The sequence below is a fragment of the Tahibacter amnicola genome (genome assembly GCF_025398735.1).
Lineage (GTDB): Bacteria > Pseudomonadota > Gammaproteobacteria > Xanthomonadales > Rhodanobacteraceae > Tahibacter > Tahibacter amnicola.
This window is the reverse complement of the sequence record NZ_CP104694.1, coordinates 875791-892621: the sequence shown is the minus strand read 5'-3', so window position 1 is coordinate 892621 and position 16831 is coordinate 875791. Positions and strand designations below refer to the sequence as shown.

13 protein-coding genes are annotated in these 16831 nt (G+C 66.8%); 2 read left to right on the top strand and 11 right to left on the bottom strand.

The genetic code is table 11. The features are described 5' to 3' along the window. Positions 1-119: 119 nt before the first annotated feature. From N4264_RS03730 to N4264_RS03685, 10 genes are all read right to left on the bottom strand, one after another. Positions 120-353, bottom strand: coding sequence for an ACT domain-containing protein (locus tag N4264_RS03730; RefSeq protein ID WP_261695734.1), 234 nt, complete (start codon positions 351-353; stop codon positions 120-122). Next, entirely contained in the window at positions 350-1999 is a 1650-nt protein-coding gene (ilvG, locus tag N4264_RS03725) for an acetolactate synthase 2 catalytic subunit (protein WP_261697570.1), read from the bottom strand. The genes N4264_RS03730 and ilvG overlap by 4 nt, the downstream gene beginning before the upstream one ends. Before the next feature lie 71 nt (positions 2000-2070). Then, positions 2071-3114 carry a ketol-acid reductoisomerase gene (ilvC, locus tag N4264_RS03720; RefSeq protein ID WP_261695733.1) on the bottom strand — a complete coding sequence of 348 codons (1044 nt, stop codon included), beginning with the start codon at positions 3112-3114 and terminating at the stop codon, positions 2071-2073. Between the two features lie 75 nt (positions 3115-3189). Continuing rightward, a complete protein-coding gene (gene ilvD / locus N4264_RS03715; RefSeq protein WP_261695732.1) occupies positions 3190-4839 on the bottom strand; it encodes a dihydroxy-acid dehydratase in 1650 nt (549 codons plus the stop codon). 177 nt (positions 4840-5016) lie between these two features. Continuing rightward, the gene (gene leuB, locus N4264_RS03710) at positions 5017-6090 is read right to left on the bottom strand and encodes a 3-isopropylmalate dehydrogenase (RefSeq protein WP_261695731.1); all 1074 of its coding nucleotides are present in this window, start codon (positions 6088-6090) and stop codon (positions 5017-5019) included. Between the two features lie 30 nt (positions 6091-6120). Then, positions 6121-6741, bottom strand: coding sequence for a 3-isopropylmalate dehydratase small subunit (gene leuD / locus N4264_RS03705; protein ID WP_261695730.1), 621 nt, complete (start codon positions 6739-6741; stop codon positions 6121-6123). Next, positions 6738-8150: a 3-isopropylmalate dehydratase large subunit gene (gene leuC / locus N4264_RS03700; protein ID WP_261695729.1), complete on the bottom strand. Its 1413-nt coding sequence runs from the start codon at positions 8148-8150 to the stop codon at positions 6738-6740. The genes leuD and leuC overlap by 4 nt, the downstream gene beginning before the upstream one ends. Next, positions 8150-9097 carry a branched-chain amino acid transaminase gene (locus tag N4264_RS03695; RefSeq protein WP_261695728.1) on the bottom strand — a complete coding sequence of 316 codons (948 nt, stop codon included), beginning with the start codon at positions 9095-9097 and terminating at the stop codon, positions 8150-8152. Before N4264_RS03695 ends, leuC begins: the two co-directional genes overlap by 1 nt. An 11-nt stretch (positions 9098-9108) precedes the next feature. Then, complete coding sequence (locus N4264_RS03690; protein ID WP_261695727.1) at positions 9109-10752, bottom strand: 2-isopropylmalate synthase; 1644 nt, start codon at positions 10750-10752, stop codon at positions 9109-9111. 511 nt (positions 10753-11263) lie between these two features. After that, positions 11264-12013 carry an FAD-binding oxidoreductase gene (locus N4264_RS03685; protein ID WP_261695726.1) on the bottom strand — a complete coding sequence of 250 codons (750 nt, stop codon included), beginning with the start codon at positions 12011-12013 and terminating at the stop codon, positions 11264-11266. A gap of 65 nt (positions 12014-12078) precedes the next feature. Here N4264_RS03685 and N4264_RS03680 point away from each other — a divergent pair, with 65 nt between their 5' ends. Both N4264_RS03680 and N4264_RS03675 read left to right on the top strand, forming a co-directional pair. Beyond that, on the top strand, positions 12079-13026 hold the full coding sequence (locus N4264_RS03680) for an ABC transporter ATP-binding protein (protein WP_261695725.1): 948 nt from the start codon (positions 12079-12081) through the stop codon (positions 13024-13026). Positions 13027-13052: 26 nt separating this feature from the next. Beyond that, a complete protein-coding gene (locus N4264_RS03675) occupies positions 13053-13826 on the top strand; it encodes an ABC transporter permease (RefSeq protein WP_261695724.1) in 774 nt (257 codons plus the stop codon). 7 nt (positions 13827-13833) lie between these two features. On the opposite strand, the gene N4264_RS03670 is transcribed toward N4264_RS03675, so the two are convergent. Continuing rightward, a complete protein-coding gene (locus N4264_RS03670; RefSeq protein ID WP_261695723.1) occupies positions 13834-16668 on the bottom strand; it encodes an EAL domain-containing protein in 2835 nt (944 codons plus the stop codon). Positions 16669-16831: the final 163 nt, after the last annotated feature.

Sequence of the window (16831 nt, the reverse complement as noted above, 5' to 3'; positions counted from 1 at the left end):
CGAAGAGGTTGAAAACGTTGCGGCCGCGCGTGGGCGGCCACGTTCCGTTCCTGCCACCGGCGACCGCGTCACCGGCTTCACGTGCGGCCGCTTCCGGCCGCACGTGAGATTTCTTGCGCTCAGACTTCCGCCGCCAGCAGACGCACATTCTGGACATCCACCAGCCGTTCCAGTTGCCGGCAGAGGATCTCCGGATCGCGCGCGCCGTCGAGCGTTACCTTGACTGCATAAACATTCGGCCCGCTGGCCGCACTCACCGTCACCAGATTCCAGCCACGCCGCTCGATCGTGCCCAGCACGCGCAGCAGCGCGCCTTCGGCCCGATCCAGCGCGAGCTCCAGGCTGCAACTCATGCGGCGCACCCCATCATTTCAGCATTGGACTTGCCCGGCGGCACCAGCGGCCAGACGTTTTCGCGCGCGTTGATCTTCACGTGGCAGAACAACGGGCCCGGCTCGCGCAGCAGCCGCTGGATCGCGCCCTCGACCTGGTCACGCCGTTCGATCGTGAATGCCGGGATTCCGAAGGCGCGCGACAGCTCGGCGAAGTCCGGGTTGTCCGACAGATCCACTTCGCTGTAGCGCTCGGAGAAGAACAGCTCCTGCCACTGGCGCACCATGCCCAGGCTGGAGTTGTCCAGCAGGACGATCTTCACCGGAATGTTGTAGCGCTTGAGCGTGGCCAGCTCCTGGATGTTCATCATGATGGAGCCGTCGCCGGAGACGCAGATCACCGTCGCACCCGGACGCGCCAGCTGTGCGCCGATGGCAGCCGGCAGGCCATAACCCATCGTGCCCAGGCCGCCGCTCGACAGATGCGCGGCGGTGTACGGCACGCGCCAGTGCTGCGCGACCCACATCTGGTGCTGGCCGACGTCACTGGAAACGATCAGGCGATTGCCACCGGCTTCCGACAGTTCCTTGAGCAGCGCCGGGGCATAAATGCTCTGGCCAGGTGCGTCGTAGCGCCACGCGTGCTGCTGCTTGAGCACGCGGCAGCGGCGCTGCCACGGGCGGATCGCGACCGGATGCACCAGTCGCGGCAGCAATTCGCGCAGATCGCCGACCAGGCCGACATCGCACGCGCGCAGCTTGCCCAGTTCGGCCGGGTCCGCATCGAGATGAATCACCCGCGCATCCGGGGCGAATGTGGCCAGGCGGCCGGTCGCGCGATCGTCGAAACGCGCGCCGACGACCAGCAGCAGATCGCATTCCTGCACGGCGAAGTTCGCCGCCGGATTGCCATGCATGCCCAGCATGCCCAGGTGATGGGTCTCGTCCGGATCACAGGCGCCCAGGCCCTTGAGCGTGCTGACCGAAGGAATGCCCGTCATGCGCGCAAACTCACGCAGCTCACGCTCGGCACCCGCGATTCCCACGCCGCCGCCGACATAGAGCAGTGGCTTCTTGGAGCGCGCCAGCAGGGTATGCGCCTCGGTGAAGCGCGTATCCGTCGGCGTGACCGCCGGGCGGGTCATGGTGCGACGCGGACGTGCCACGGCACGGGCATTGGCGATGTCCTTGGGCAGGTCGACCAGCACCGGACCGGGCCGGCCGCTGGTGGCAATCGCAATCGCTTCGCGCACGGTCGCGTAGACATCTTCCGCACGACGCACGATGTAGCTGTGCTTGACCACCGGCAGGCTCATGCCGAAGACGTCCACTTCCTGGAACGCATCGGTTCCCATCAGGCTGGTCGGTACCTGGCCGGTGATCGCCAGCATCGGTACCGAATCCAGGTAGGCGTTGGCCAGGCCCGTCAGCAGGTTGGTGGCACCCGGACCGGAGGTCGCCATGCACACGCCGACGCGTCCGCTGGCCCGGGCATAGCCATCCGCCGCGAGCGCGGCGCCCTGCTCATGCCGCACCAGAATGTGGCGCAGCGACGAATCGACCAGGGCATCGTAGACCGGCATGATCGCGCCGCCCGGATAGCCGAAGATCGTGTCGACACCCTCGGCTTCGAGGGCATCGAGCAGATGCTGGGCGCCGGTGCGCATGGCCGTCGAGGTCGGATCCGCGTCGTTCGCGGTATCCGGTTTGCTGCGATTATCCCCGCCCCCGTCCATGGTCAGGCACTCCGTTTCAAGGGTGCATCAGCCGCAGGGGCCGGGACCGTCGTGACGGCAGGCGTCGCCGGATTGAGCCACGGCATGCGGGAACGCAGGCTGGCACCGACCTGTTCGATCGGATGGGCGAGATCTTTCTGCTTGAGCGAACGGTAGTTGCCGTTGCCGGCCTGGTATTCGCCCACCCACTCCTTGGCAAAGCGGCCGTCGCGGATTTCGTCGAGGATTTCCTTCATGCGCGCCTTGGTGCCGGCGTCGACCACGCGCGGACCACGGGTCAGGTCGCCGTACTGGGCGGTTTCGGAAACGTACTGGTGCATCTTGGCCAGGCCGCCTTCGTGCAGCAGGTCGACGATGAGCTTCAGCTCGTGCAGCACTTCGTAGTAGGCGATTTCCGGCTGGTAGCCGGCTTCCACCAGCGTCTCGAATCCGGCCAGCACCAGCTCGGTGGCGCCGCCGCAGAGCACGGCCTGTTCGCCGAAGAGGTCGGTTTCGGTTTCTTCGCCGAAGTTGGTCTCGATCAGCATCGCGCGGGCACCGCCGATGCCGGCGGCGTAGGCCAGCACCTTGTCGCGCGCCTTGCCGCTGGCGTCCTGGTGAACGGCGTAGATGCAGGGGACACCGTGGCCCTTTTCGTACTCACGGCGCACGAGCGCGCCCGGGCCCTTCGGTGCCACCAGGATCACGTCGATGTCCTTGCGCGGCGCAATCTGGCCGAAGTGCACATTGAAGCCGTGCGCGAATAGCAGTGCGGCATTGGGCTTGAGGTTCTGCTCGATCGCGTCGCGATACAGGGCGGGCTGGACCATGTCCGGCGTCAGCACGGCGACCAGATCCGCTTCTTTCACGGCTTCGGCCGGCTCGGCGACCTTGAGGCCATCCGCACGGGCTTTCTCCCAGGACGGGCCGTTGCGGCGCACGCCGACGACGACGTCCAGGCCGGAATCTTTCAGGTTCAGGGCGTGGGCGCGGCCCTGGCTGCCGTAACCGAGTACGGCAACACGGGCGGTCTGCAGGGCAGCGGTGGTGGGTACTGTAGCGGTCATGGGGCGTCTCCGTTAGAAAAATGGGAAAGAGGAAATGCGATACAAAGAATGAATTGATCGGCGAATATCGCGGGCTCAGGCACTGGTCACCGCGCCTTCGGCCGCGGAGCCGACCAGTCGTGCATATTTGGCGAGCGCGCCGCGCGTCACCTTCGGTTCCGGCGCGCGCCATTGGGCGCGACGCTCTTCCAGCGGGGCGTCGGTCGAGAGCGTGCGCAGCTCCGCGTCGATCACCAGGCGGTCGCCCTCGCGCAGCAGCGCGATCGGGCCGCCGCGTGCCGCTTCCGGCGCGATATGACCGACCATGAAGCCGTGCGTGGCGCCGCTGAAACGGCCGTCGGTGATCAGCGCGACATCGTTGCCGAGGCCTCGCCCGACCAGCGCCGCCGTGACCGCGAGCATTTCACGCATGCCGGGGCCGCCAGCCGGGCCTTCGTTGCGGATCACCACGACGTCACCGGCCTTGATGGCACCGGCCTGGACGGCGGCGAACGCGTGCTCTTCGCTTTCGAACACCCGTGCCGGACCTTCGTGACGCGTGCGGCCGTGACCGGCGAGCTTGAGCACGCAGCCCTCGGGCGCCACGTTGCCGTAGAGGATGGAGTAGCCGCCGCGCGGCTTGAGCGGCGCACTGACCGGACGCACGACGTCCTGGTTGGTCGCGGCCGGCGGATTGGCGTCGAGCTCGGCATACAGGCCCTGCCCGGTGACCGTCGGCGCATCGTCCAGCAGGCCTGCCGCACGCATTTCCCGCGCTACCAGGGCCAAGCCGCCGGCCGCGCTCAGTTCCACCGCGGTGTAGCGACCGCCGGGCTTGAGGTCGGCGATGACCGGCGTGCGCCGCGAGGCATCTTCGAAATCTTCCAGCGTCAGCGGCACGTCTGCTTCGCGGGCGATGGCCAGCAGGTGCAGCACCGCGTTGGTGGAACCCGCTGTCGCGGCCACGACGCGCGCTGCATTGCGGAACGCGGCCGGTGTGAGGACCTCGCGCGGCACGCGGCCGGCGTTGAAGCATTCCATCGCCAGCTGGCCGCAACGGAAAGCGGCATCCCGCTTGGACGGATCCGTGGCCGGAATGTCGTTGAGACCCAGCGGCGACAGCCCGAGTGATGTCAGCACCATCGCCATGGTGTTCGCCGTGAACTGCCCACCGCAGGCACCTGCACCCGGGCAGGCATGCTTCTCCACGTCGCACAGCTTTTTCGCCGGCAGGTTGCCGGCCCCGTGCGCGCCAACGGCTTCGAAGACGTCCTGCACGGTGATCGAACGGCCGTCCAGACGTCCATGTGCGATGCTGCCGCCGTACAGCGCGACGCCGGGAATGTTCAGGCGTGCCAGCGCCATGGCCGCGGCGGGAATGGTCTTGTCGCAGCCGCAGAGCACGACCATTGCGTCCAGGCAGTGGCCGTCGACCGCCAGTTCGATGGAGTCGGTGATGACCTCGCGGCTGACGAGCGAGGCACGCATGCCGGAAGTGCCCATGGCGATGCCGTCGGTGACCGCGATGGTGTTGAACTCGATCGGCGTGCCGCCGGCCGCGCGAACGCCTTCGCTCGCGGCCGCCGCCAGTTCGCGCAGGTTGAGGTTGCACGGGCTGACGTTCGACCAGGTGTGAACAATCGCGACGAGCGGCTTTGCAATGGCCTCGTCATCAAGACCAGTGGCACGAAGCATGGCGCGTGCCGGGGCGCGATCGGGTCCGGACTTGATGGCGTTACTGCGCATGGGTGCAAGATTCCAGCGAGGATGAGTCGCTTCGAAGAGAGAGCGCATCCGATGCGCGCGGGTGGAAAAAGGGCGATGCCATCGCTACAAGCGACGCTGGCGTACAGGTTGCCCGCCGCAGCGCCGTGCCGTCTTGGTTTTCCGCGTTGCGCACGCGGCGATATGCGACGAAACGCATCACGCAGCCTCCCGCGTCGCAGCCAGTGCGGCCAGTTGCGCCAGCACCGCGGCAGTGACTTCGCGCGTGCCGGCTTCGCCGCCCAGGTCGCGGGTGAGCACGCCCGCATCGATGACCCGGTCCACCGCCGCTTCGACGCGGCCGGCTTCCTCGGGTAGGTCGAGCGAATAGCGCAGCATCATCGCCACCGACAGGATGGCGCCGATCGGATTGGCCACGCCGCGCCCGGCGATATCCGGCGCGGAGCCGTGGATCGGCTCGTACAGGCCGGACGTGCCATCGCCAAGCGAGGCCGACGGCAGCAGGCCCAGCGAACCGACCAGCGCCGCGGCCTCGTCGGTCAGGATGTCGCCGAAGAGATTCTCGGTGACGATCACGTCGTAGGCCGCGGGACGCGTGAGCAGCAGCATGGCCATCGAATCGACAAGCTGGTGTTCCAGCGCGACGTCGGGAAACTCGTGCGCCACGCGCTGCGCGGTTTCGCGCCACAGACGCGAGGTTTCGAGCACGTTTGCCTTGTCGACCGAAGTCACGCGGCGGCCGCGCGAGCGCGCCAGCTGGAAGGCACGGCGGCAGACGCGCTCGACTTCGGGCGTCGTGTAGCGCGTTTCGTCCGTCGCGGTGTCGGCCGTGCGCGTCTTCGCGCCGAAATAGGCGCCACCGGTCAGTTCGCGCACGAAAAGCAGGTCCACGCCGCCAAGGCGATCGCTCTTGAGCGGCGACAGCTCGGCCAGGCGCGGATGCACGCGGACCGGCCGCAGGTTGGCGTATACGCCCAGTTCCGCCCGAAGGCGCAGCAGCCCCTGTTCGGGCCGCACCTTCGCCTTCGGATCGGACCAACGCGGGCCACCGACGGCGCCGAGCAGCACCGCGTCGGCCTGCTTGGCCACGATCAGCGTCTCCGCGGGCAGCGGATCGCCCTGCGCGTCGATGGCGCAACCGCCGATGAGATGCTCGCTGAAGCTGAACTCATGGCCGCCACGCGCGGCCACGTCACGCAACACGCTGACCGCCGCCGCCGTGACCTCCGGTCCGATTCCGTCGCCGGGTAGAATGGCAATTCTTGCTTTCATCTCATTATTCCTTTGGGTGTGGCGACGTGCTCATGCGTGGCTGGCGTGGCGCGCGACCGCGCCGGAGTTCGCCGGGCCCGGCGCAGTGCGCTCGTAGCGTTCGATATCCACGGCGTGGGAAAGCAGGAAACCCAGCTGGTCGACGCCGGCCAGCAGGCAGTGCTTCACGAAGGGATCCAGCTGGAACGAGAAGCGCCCGCCATCGGGCAGTTCGATCGTCTGGGCAGCCACATCGATGGCCAGCTCGATACCCGGGTGTTCCAGCAGGTAACGGTGCTCGGCCTCGCTCACCACAATGGCCAGCAGGCCGTTCTTGAGCGAGTTGTTGCGGAAGATGTCGGCGATTTCGCTGCTGAGAACCGCGCGCAGACCGAAGTCCAGCAGCGCCCACGGCGCGTGTTCGCGCGAGGAACCACAACCGAAATTGCGCCCGGCGACGAGGATCTCGCAGCCCCGTGCCTCGGGCCGGTTGAGCTCGAACGAGGGATTGGGCCGGCCATCCGGGAGATAGCGCCAGTCGTTGAAGGCGACCCGGCCCAGGCCCACGCGCTCGGTGGTGGTCAGGAAGCGCGCCGGGATGATGCGGTCGGTGTCGATGTTCTCGTGCGAGATCACCGCGGTGCGCGAACGCAGGTGGGTCAACGGCTTCATGCGGCTTGCTCCTGCGACAGCGTGCGTGGATCGGTGATGCGGCCGGCCACCGCGCTGGCGGCGGCAACGGCGGGGCTGGCCAGCACGGTGCGTGCACCCGGCCCCTGACGTCCTTCGAAATTGCGGTTGGAGGTGCTTACGACGAGCTGGCCGGGCTGCGCCAGGTCCCCGTTCATCGCGATGCACATCGAGCAGCCGGGCTCGCGCCATTCGGCGCCCGCGGCGCGGAACACCTGGTCGAGCCCCTCGCGTTCGGCCTCGCGCTTGATCGCGAGCGAACCGGGCACGACCAGCATGCGCACGCGCTCGTCCAGGCGACGTCCGCGCAGCACATCGGCGGCATCGCGCAGGTCCGACAGACGCGAATTGGTGCAGCTGCCGACAAACACCACGTCGACCGGCATGCCCAGCAAGGACTTGCCCGCCTCCACGCGCATGTATTCCAGCGCACGGCGGTCCTGCAGCGAGGTCGCGGCGGGAACGGGCTGGTCGATCGCGACCACCATGCCCGGATGCGTGCCGTAGGTGAGGCTCGGCCTGACCGACGCTGCATCGATCCGCACTTCCCTATCGAAGGCTGCGCCCGGTTCAGTATGCAGGGTGCGCCAATAGGCCACCGCGCGTTCCCAATCTTCGCCCTGCGGCGCGTAGGGACGTCCCTTGAGGTAGGCGAACGTGGTGTCGTCCGGTGCGATAAGGCCCGCGCGGGCACCGGCTTCGATGGACATGTTGCACACCGTCATGCGCTGTTCCATCGATAGCGCCTGGATCGCGCTGCCGCGATACTCGATCACGTGACCGGTGCCACCGTTGACGCCAATCTGCCCGATGATGTGCAGGACCAGGTCCTTGGCGCTGGTGCCGGGCGGCAGGTCGCCGTCCACCTGGATCGACAGCGTCTTCGGTTTCTGCTGCAGCAGACACTGGGTCGCCAGCACGTGACCGACTTCCGTCGTGCCGATGCCAAAGGCCAGCGCTCCGAAGGCACCGTGGGTGGAGGTGTGACTGTCGCCGCAGACGATGGTCATGCCCGGCTGCGTCGCGCCCAGTTCAGGGCCGATGACGTGCACGATGCCGCGGTGGTCGCTGCTCCAGCCATTCAGGCGGATGCCGAACTCCGCGCAGTTGCGCTCGAGCTCGGCGACCTGCGCGGCCGCTTCTTCGCTGGCGTAGACCGGCTGGCCCAGATCGTCGAACGGCGTGGTCGGCGTGGAGTGGTCGAGCGTGGCCAGCGTGCGTTCCGGGCAGCGCACGCCGAGCTGGCGCGCGCGCAATTCCGCAAACGCCTGCGGCGAAGTGACTTCGTGAATCAGGTGCAGGTCGATGTAGAGGATCGCCGGCGTGGCCGTGCCGGCGGGACGCACGACGTGCGCATCCCAGAGCTTGTCGAACAACGTACGTGCGGCCATCACGCAGCCTCCTTCGCCAGCGCAGCGGCGCCAACCGGCGTGAGCCAGCCCCAGTGGTCTTCGGTGCTGCCGTCGAAGAGTCCGAAGAAGGCGCGTTGCAGGGCCTTTGTGACCGGGCCCGGCCGGCCCTCGCCGACGGGCTTGCGATCGACGCTGCGCACCGGTGTGATCTCGGCGGCGGTTCCGGTCATGAAAATCTCGTCGGCGAAATACAGCATCTCGCGCGGCATCGGTTGCTCGACCACGCTGTAGCCCAGTTCCTGTGCCAGCGTGATCACTGTGTCGCGAGTGATGCCGCACAGGATGCTGGCACCGACGGGCGGCGTGTAGATCACGCCTTTGCGCACAATGAACAGATTTTCACCCGCACCTTCGCTGAGCAGCCCGCCGGGCGCCAGCGCGATGCCTTCCACGAAACCGCCGCGGATCGCTTCCTGTGCGATCAACTGGCTGTTGAGGTAGTTGCCGCCGGCCTTCGCGCCGCTGGGATAGGTGTTGGGTGCAGCGCGGTTCCAGGAACTCACGCAGACGTCCACGCCCTGCTCCAGCGCGGCGGCGCCGTGCATGCTGCCCCATTCGATCGCGATGATGGCGACGTCGATGGCCGTATCGCGCGGCGGTGCCAGGCTGAAGGTGAAACCGGAACGGTAGACGATCGGGCGCAGGTAGGCGCTTCCCAGACCGTTCGCGCGGACCACTTCGGCGCAGGCCGCATCGATTTCGTCCAGGCTGTAGGCAATGTCGAGGTCGTACACGCGTGCCGAGTTGAACAGGCGTTCGGTGTGGTCACGCAGGCGAAAGAAGGCCGGGCCGCCGGGCGTGGCGTAGACACGCTCGCCTTCGAAGACCGAGGACCCATAGTGCAGGGCATGGGCGCCTACGCTGACGGTCGCTTCCTGCCAGGGTTTGATGCGTCCGTTGTGCCAGATAAATGCGGGCGATTTCATGCGGTGGATCCTCAGCGGTGATTCACGGCCGCACGGGCGGCCGCGTCGGGTTGCTCGTTCGGGGTAACGGTGGGCGCCGGACCGACCGCGACCCCCGAAGCGAATTCGTGGCGTTCTATACGATTGGCAATTTCCAGCGCGGCATGCGCAGTGGCTTCGACGATGTCCGTGGACACGCCGCGGCCGCGCCATTCCTTGCCGGCGTAACGCACGCCGAGGTTGGCCTGGCCCTGGGCGTCTCCGCCCTCGGACAGCGCGCGGATCTGGAAATCGGTGAGCTCGAATTCATGGCCGACGGCGCGGCCAATCGCGCGCAGCGTGGCGTCGACGGGGCCGTCGCCGATGGCCGCTTCATTGGCGCTGCGGCCGTCTTCGTGCTGCAGGCGCACCGACGCCGAGGCACTGCCCCCCAGATGCGAGGCGGCATGCAGGTGCACAATGTGCCAGGGACCGGGTTCGTCGGCGTCACGCCCCAGGGCCAGGGCTTCCAGGTCGCTGTCGAACACTTCGCGCTTGCGGTCGGCCAGCGCCTTGAAGCGCGCGAAGATCTGTTCCAGCTCGCCGTCCGCGGGGGCGAACCCCAGCGCCGACAGGCGCTCGCGCAAGGCATGTCGGCCACTGTGCTTGCCCAGCACCAGGGCCGACCGCGCGAAGCCGACGTCCTCGGGACGCATGATTTCGTACGTGCCGCGATGCTTGAGCATGCCGTGCTGGTGGATGCCCGATTCGTGCGCGAAGGCGTTTTCGCCCACGATCGCCTTGTTGCGCGTGATCGTGTGGCCGGTGATCTGGGCCAGCAGGCGCGCCGTCGGATACAGCTTGGGTGTACGCACGCCGGTTTCGACGCCGTACAACTCGGCGCGCGTCTTGAGCGCCATGGCGATCTCCTCCAGCGCCGCGTTGCCGGCGCGTTCGCCGATACCGGTCAGCGTGCATTCGACCTGGCGCGCACCGGCCGCCACGGCGGCCAGGCTGTTGGCGACGGCCATGCCCAGATCGTCGTGGCAGTGCACCGATATCACGGCTCGCTCGATGCCACGCACGCTACCCCGGAGGTAGCGTATGCGTTCGTGCATCTCCGCCGGCGTGGTGTAGCCGACGGTGTCGGGCACATTCAGCGTGGTGGCGCCCGCTTCGATGACAGCGGCGAACACCTCGGCCAGATACTCCGGCTCGGTGCGCATCGCATCTTCTGCGGAGAATTCCACTTCACCGCACAGCTCGTTCGCGCGACGCACACCGGCCACCGCGGCATCGATCACCTGGTCCTTGCTCATGCCCAGCTTGAACTCGCGGTGCAGCGGGCTGGTGGCGATGAACACGTGGATGCGGCCACGGGCGGCCGGTTCCAGCGCACGTGCTGCCGTCTCGATATCGCCGCGCTGGCAGCGGGCCAGCCCGCACACGCCGGCGCTGCGCACCTCGCGGGCGATGGCCTGCACGGCGGCGAAGTCATCGTCGGAGGCCTGCGGGAAGCCCGCCTCGATGGTGTCGACGCCCAGGTCAGCCAGGGCATTGGCCATGCGCAGCTTCTGCGCACGGGTCATGGAAAAGCCCGGCGCCTGTTCACCGTCGCGCAGGGTCGTATCGAACACCCGGACGCGTTCGCGCGGGCTGTTCGGTACCGGGGGGTTCTGGGGATCTTCTGTCGGCATGGCTGCTGTTCGCAGGCCTCGGGCAACAAAAAACCCCGCACTCGTTTCCGGGTGCGGGGTTCTTAGTGTTCGTGTCGTTTGTTTCGACGCGCGCCCTAACCCGCACCTCCGCTGGTAATGAGAAGTACAAGTACGAGGACGAGCGAAATTCGCGCTTCGCACACACGCAGGATCTGCGTTGCGAGCGGGTGCCCGGCAGTGCGAATCCAGCGGTGGTTGGTGCGTTGCGTCATGGCAACGGACGCTAGTTGCGGGTCGCGGAGGCTGTCAACGCACCCCCTGGTTTTTGACGAATACCGGCATCAGTACAGCGATAATCGTCAAATTTAGCCGCTTATGCCCCTTTCGTGCCCGGAGAATCTGTCCGGACATTTACCCATTGCAGGCTTGGCGTGCTCCCACGTACGGAGCCCGCGTCCCGCCCGGCCAGGCGCGCCCGGCACCGTGCGGCGCCGGGCAGTCGGTTGACGCGCCGCAGCAACCACTGCGCCCGGTGGCAGGCCGGATCCGGCTATTTGGACGAGATGTATTTCTCGCGGCGGATATGCGGTACGGCCAGTCCGGCTTCCTTGAGCTGGGCGAAGGCCTGGTCGACCATGTTCGGGTTGCCGCAAAGGTAGGCGATGTCACCGGAGGGATCGGGCGCCAGCTCCGCCAGCAGGTTCTGCACGTAGCCGCTGCGGTCGTACAGGCGCGGCACGGCGCGCTGCTCGCGCGAAAAGCAGGAGTAGAAGCGGAAACCGGGCGTGTGGCGTTCGAAATCGATGAAATCTTGTCCGTACAACAGTTCGCGTTCGGTGCGGGCGCCGAAGATGACGTAGACCTCGCACCCGCGCTGTTCGATGACGCGGCGGATCTGCGGCAGCATGGCGCGGTAGGGCGTGATGCCGGTGCCGGTGCCGACCAGCAGGTAGCGCTTGTTGGCGTCCGCGTCGAACAGGCAGAAGCGGCCGTACGGGCCGCTGGCGTCGACGGTGTCGCCTTCCTTCAGGCCCGATAGCAGAGCCGTCGCAGCGCCCCCTTCGACATAGGAGACGGCAATCTCGATGTGCTGGATAGGCGTCGCATCGCCGGCACCGATGGTTGCTACCGAGTAGCTGCGCTTGGTGGCCTTGCCGTCCGGATAGTGGAAATGGATCTGGATGAACTGCCCGGGCGCAAAGGCGAAGGGCTTGCCGTCGGCACGCTCGAACACCAGGTGCCGACACGCCTCGGCAAGCATGTAGCTGGAAACGAGACGAAGCGGAAAGTGTTCAGTCACGGAACGGAGCCAATCGGCAGCAAAGGGGGTCGTATACTACCTGCCCCTCCCCGTTCGCGCAGCCCATGAGCACGACACCCGCGCTGGAAGTCACGAACCTCACCAAGACCTACGCCACCGGCGTGAAAGCCCTCAAAGGTGTCTCGCTCACCGTCCAGCCGGGCGACTTCTTCGCGCTCCTGGGCCCCAACGGGGCCGGCAAATCCACTCTCATCGGCATTCTTTCCTCGCTGGTCAACGCCAGCGGTGGCGAGGCGCGGATCTTCGGCGAATCCATCCACAGCCGCCGCAGCGCCGCAATGCAGCTGATCGGGCTGGTCCCACAGGAACTGAACTTCAACCAGTTCGAGAATCCCTTCGACATCTGCGTCAATTCCGCCGGGTTCTACGGGATTGCGCGCGATGTCGCCCGGGAACGCGCCGAGAAGTACCTGAAACAACTGTCGCTATGGGAAAAGAAGGACGTCCCCTCGCGCACGCTCTCGGGCGGCATGAAGCGTCGGTTGATGATCGCCCGCGCCATGATGAACGAGCCCAGGCTGCTGATCCTGGACGAGCCCACCGCCGGTGTGGACATTGAAATCCGCCGCGCCATGTGGAAGTTCGTCACCGAGATCAACCGCGCCGGCACGACGGTCATCCTGACCACGCACTACCTGGAAGAAGCCGAGCAGCTGTGTCGCAACATCGCCATCATCGACAAAGGCACGATCATCGAGAACACCTCGATGAAGCGGCTACTCGCCAAACTGGATGTTGAAACATTCATCCTCGACGTCGCGCAGGCGCCGGCGGATTTGCCCGTCGTCGACGGCATCACGATGACGCGCATCGACGATCACACGATCGAGGCCGAAATGGCGCGCACGCATGACCTCAACTCGCTGTTCGCCGCATTGACCGCGCGCGGCGTCACCGTCATCTCGATGCGCAACAAGGCCAACCGCCTGGAAGAACTGTTCGTCCGCCTGGTCGAAGGCAACAACGCCGCTGCGCCGCAGCAGGCCGCCTGACCACCTCCCAACGACTGCCATCCCACATGAACGCACAAGCCAGCTTCGTTGCCCTGGGCACCATCGTTCGCCGCGAAATTGCGCGGATCCTTCGCATCTGGGGCCAGACCCTGCTGCCACCGGCCATCACGATGGCGCTGTATTTCGTGATCTTCGGCAATCTCATCGGCAGCCGCATCGGCGAGATGGGCGGGCATCGCTATATCGACTACATCGTGCCCGGCCTGATCATGATGAGCGTCATCCAGAATGCCTACGGCAATATCTCCAGCTCCTTCTTCGGCGCCAAGTTCGGCCGCTATGTGGAAGAAATGCTCGTGTCGCCGATGCCCAACTGGGTGATCCTCACCGGCTACGTCACCGGGGCCGTCGCGCGCGGCCTGATGGTGGGCGCGATCGTGCTGGCGGTGTCGCTGTTCTTCACCGACATCAAGATCTACCACCCGCTGGTCACACTCTCGACCTTCGTCCTCACGGCCGTTGTGTTCGCCCTCGCCGGATTCGTCAACGCCGTCTACGCACGCAAGTTCGACGACATCGCCATCGTGCCGACCTTCATCCTCACGCCGCTCACCTACCTGGGCGGCGTGTTCTATTCGGTCGACCTGCTCCCGCAGCCCTGGCACGCGCTGACGATGGCCAACCCGATCCTGTACATGGTCAATGCGTTCCGCTACGGCCTGCTTGGCGTGAGTGACGTGAACCTCGCCGTCGCCTACGGGGTGATGCTGCTGGCCGCCGCCATTCTTGCGGCATTCGGCATGAGCCTGCTGCGCCGGGGCGTGGGCTTGCGCGCCTGAGGCGCGATCACGAAGGATCGTCGCTGCCGACGCGAACCGGCGCGGCCGCCGCAGCCACCAGGAAAGGACGTGGCTTGGCAACGGCGTAGCCCTGCGCGAAGCCGATGCCAAGCATGCGGGCTTCTTCCAGCGTGGCGGCATCCTCCACCATCTCCGCGATGGTGGCCTTGCCGGTGACCTGGCCGACGCGATGGATCGCCTCCACCATCGCGCGGTCAATGGCGTCGCTGCGCATGTCGCGCACGAAACTGCCGTCGATCTTGAGAAAATCGACGGGCAAGGTCTTGAGGTAGGTCAGGGACGACATGCCCACGCCGAAATCGTCCAGCGCAAAGCGGCAGCCGAGGGCACGCAGTTCCTGCACGAAACTCGCCGCCCGGTTCAGGTCGGAGATCGCCACCGTCTCGGTGATCTCAAAGCAGATGCTTTCCGGTGAAATCCCGAAGTGGATGAATTGTTCCTTGGCGTAGTCGACAAAGCTGTCGTCCGCCAGCGACGCGCCCGAAAGATTGATCGCGCACAGGGAGATCCGCTCGCCCCCGGGCACGCGACGCGCCAGCGCCATGCGATGGAATGCGGCGCGGATCACCCAGCGGTCCAGGAGCGGCATCAGTCCGTAGCGCTCGGCAGCGGGAATGAAGGCCATCGGCACGATGACGCGGTCCTCTTCCTCCAGCCGCAACAGCACCTCGAAATGGCTGCCTTCGTAGGGCTCGGCCCCCAGCGGGACGATGTCCTGGCGATACAGGCGCAATTGACCCCGCTCGAAGGCGCGATGCAGCCGCTCGACCCACGCCATTTCGCCGCGGCGTGAATTGAGCAGCGTGTCGTCCGGGTGGTACCGGTGCACGCGGTCGCGCCCCTGGTCCTTGGCGACGTAGCACGCGGCATCGGCGATGCCCAGCACATCGTCGCGCGTCAGCGGGGCGGAGCCCAGGTCCAGCAGGCCGATCGACGCATGGGCCGTGAAGTGCCGCTGGCCACAGTGATACGGCTGCTCGGCGATGGCCTGGCGCAACTTCTGCGCTACACGCTGCGCAGCATCCGGGGGGCAGTTGTCGAGCAGCACGACGAATTCGTCGCCACCCAACCGTGCCACGACGTCGTCTTCGCGCACCTGGCGCTGCAGCAGCTTGCCGATCTGCCGCAGCATCTCGTCGCCGGCGGCGTGGCCCGCCGTGTCGTTGACCAGCTTGAACTGGTCCAGGTCGATGTACAGCAGGGCATAAGGCCGCTGCAGCAGACGCGCCTGCTGCAGCGCCAGATCCAGGCGACGTTCGAACTCATGACGGTTGTACAGGCCGGTGAGCAGATCGTGGCTGGCCTGGTAGCTCAATGTTTCCGAGTACTGCCGTTCGCGGCTGACATCGCGGAACACCAGCACCACGCCATCGATCTCCCCGTCGCGATCGCGGATCGGCGTGGCCGTCTCGTCGATCGGCGTGGTGCCCCCGTTGCGGCGACGTAGCAGCAGCTTGGTACCCAGCGCCACGGTTCCACGCTCGCGCAGCACGGCCTCGACGGGATCGCGCACGCCGGACCCGGTCGCCTCGTCGTCGATATCGCAGACCATGGCCAGGGGCAGCCCGCGTGCCTGGGCGTTGGTCCAGCCAGTCAGCGACTCGGCCACAGGATTGAGGTATTCCACCGAGCCGTGGATGTCCGTGGCGATCACGGCGTCGCCGATCGAGGCCAGTGTCACCTGCGCGCGTTCCTTCTCGGCGAAGAGTTGTGCTTCGGCCTTCTTGCGGTCAGCGATATCGCCGGCCGATCCGCTCACGCGCAGCACGCGGCCGTCGCCGTCCCGTTCCGCATGGCCGCGCACGCGCAACCAGCAGTAATGTCCGTCGCGTCGCCGCAGGCGGCATTCGGCGTCAAAACGCAGGCCGCGGGTCAGGTGCAGGCGCAGGCAGCGCAGCAGCGGCGCACGGTCTTCCGGATGGACGCGCGCCAGCAGTTCGCCGGGATGCCGCGGCGCCAGGGCGGGGTCCAGCTCAAGCATCTTGATGAAACGCGGCGACAGGTAAAGGCTGCCGTCGTCGCGCTCGAAATCCCACAGGCCATCGCTCGATCCCGTGACCGCGCGCTGGAAGCGCTCTTCGTTCAGGCGCGAATTGCGTTCGAACTGTTCGTTCTCAGCCAGCATCCGGCGCGTGCGCCACACCGCGATCAACACCAGCACCGCCGAGGCGGCGACGATGCCGAGCGCCAGCATGGTCTGGGTGCGCCGGGAGAGCTGCGCCAATGCCTGCGAAAACCCCTCTTGGAGCGGCGTCAGGCGCGCGTCGATGGACCACAGGCGGGCACGCACGGCGTCCAGGTCGAGGACCGGCGAACCGGTCGTCAGGGAGGCGTGGATCTCATCACCCAGCTGGACCATTTCGTCAATCAGTGCGTCGCCATCGGCCCAGAAGGCGATCGCCCGGTCGACGTCCGCCGTGCCGCGAAAATTGCGGAACAGCCGGATCATGGATGGAATGTCGTCCGGGTGATTACGCCCGCGAAGGAAACCCGCCCGCGCGATGACGAGGTCCGGGCGGCGCTTGTCCAGTTCCACCCGCGCCAGCCGGTCGCCAAGGGTCACCTCAACCGCCCGGCGGTACTCGTCGAAATCAGCCGGATCACGGGTGCGCGTGTAGCGGTCCAATGCCGCGCTGGCGCGCTTCTGGCCCTTGGACCACATAGCCTCGCCGCCGACGTAGGCACGGCAGGCGGACATGATGTCCATGCTGAAACCGGCCACTGCGACGACCAGGGCCACGATGCCCAGGTAAGGCCAGGTCAGGGACAGCAGGCGCCGGTAATCGACAGGCGGGACGTCGGTTCGGCGGGCGCTGCGCATGGTGTCATTCAGACCGTGCGCATCCGGCGCCGGACAACGCGCTCGCACTTGCCTCGACGAACCGATCCCATGTCTTCATGGCGACCCCTGTTGGCCCCGCCACGCCGCCGCCAGGCGACGCGCCGTCTCATCATAGTGGATTTTTCGCCACAGGCCAGGGCAG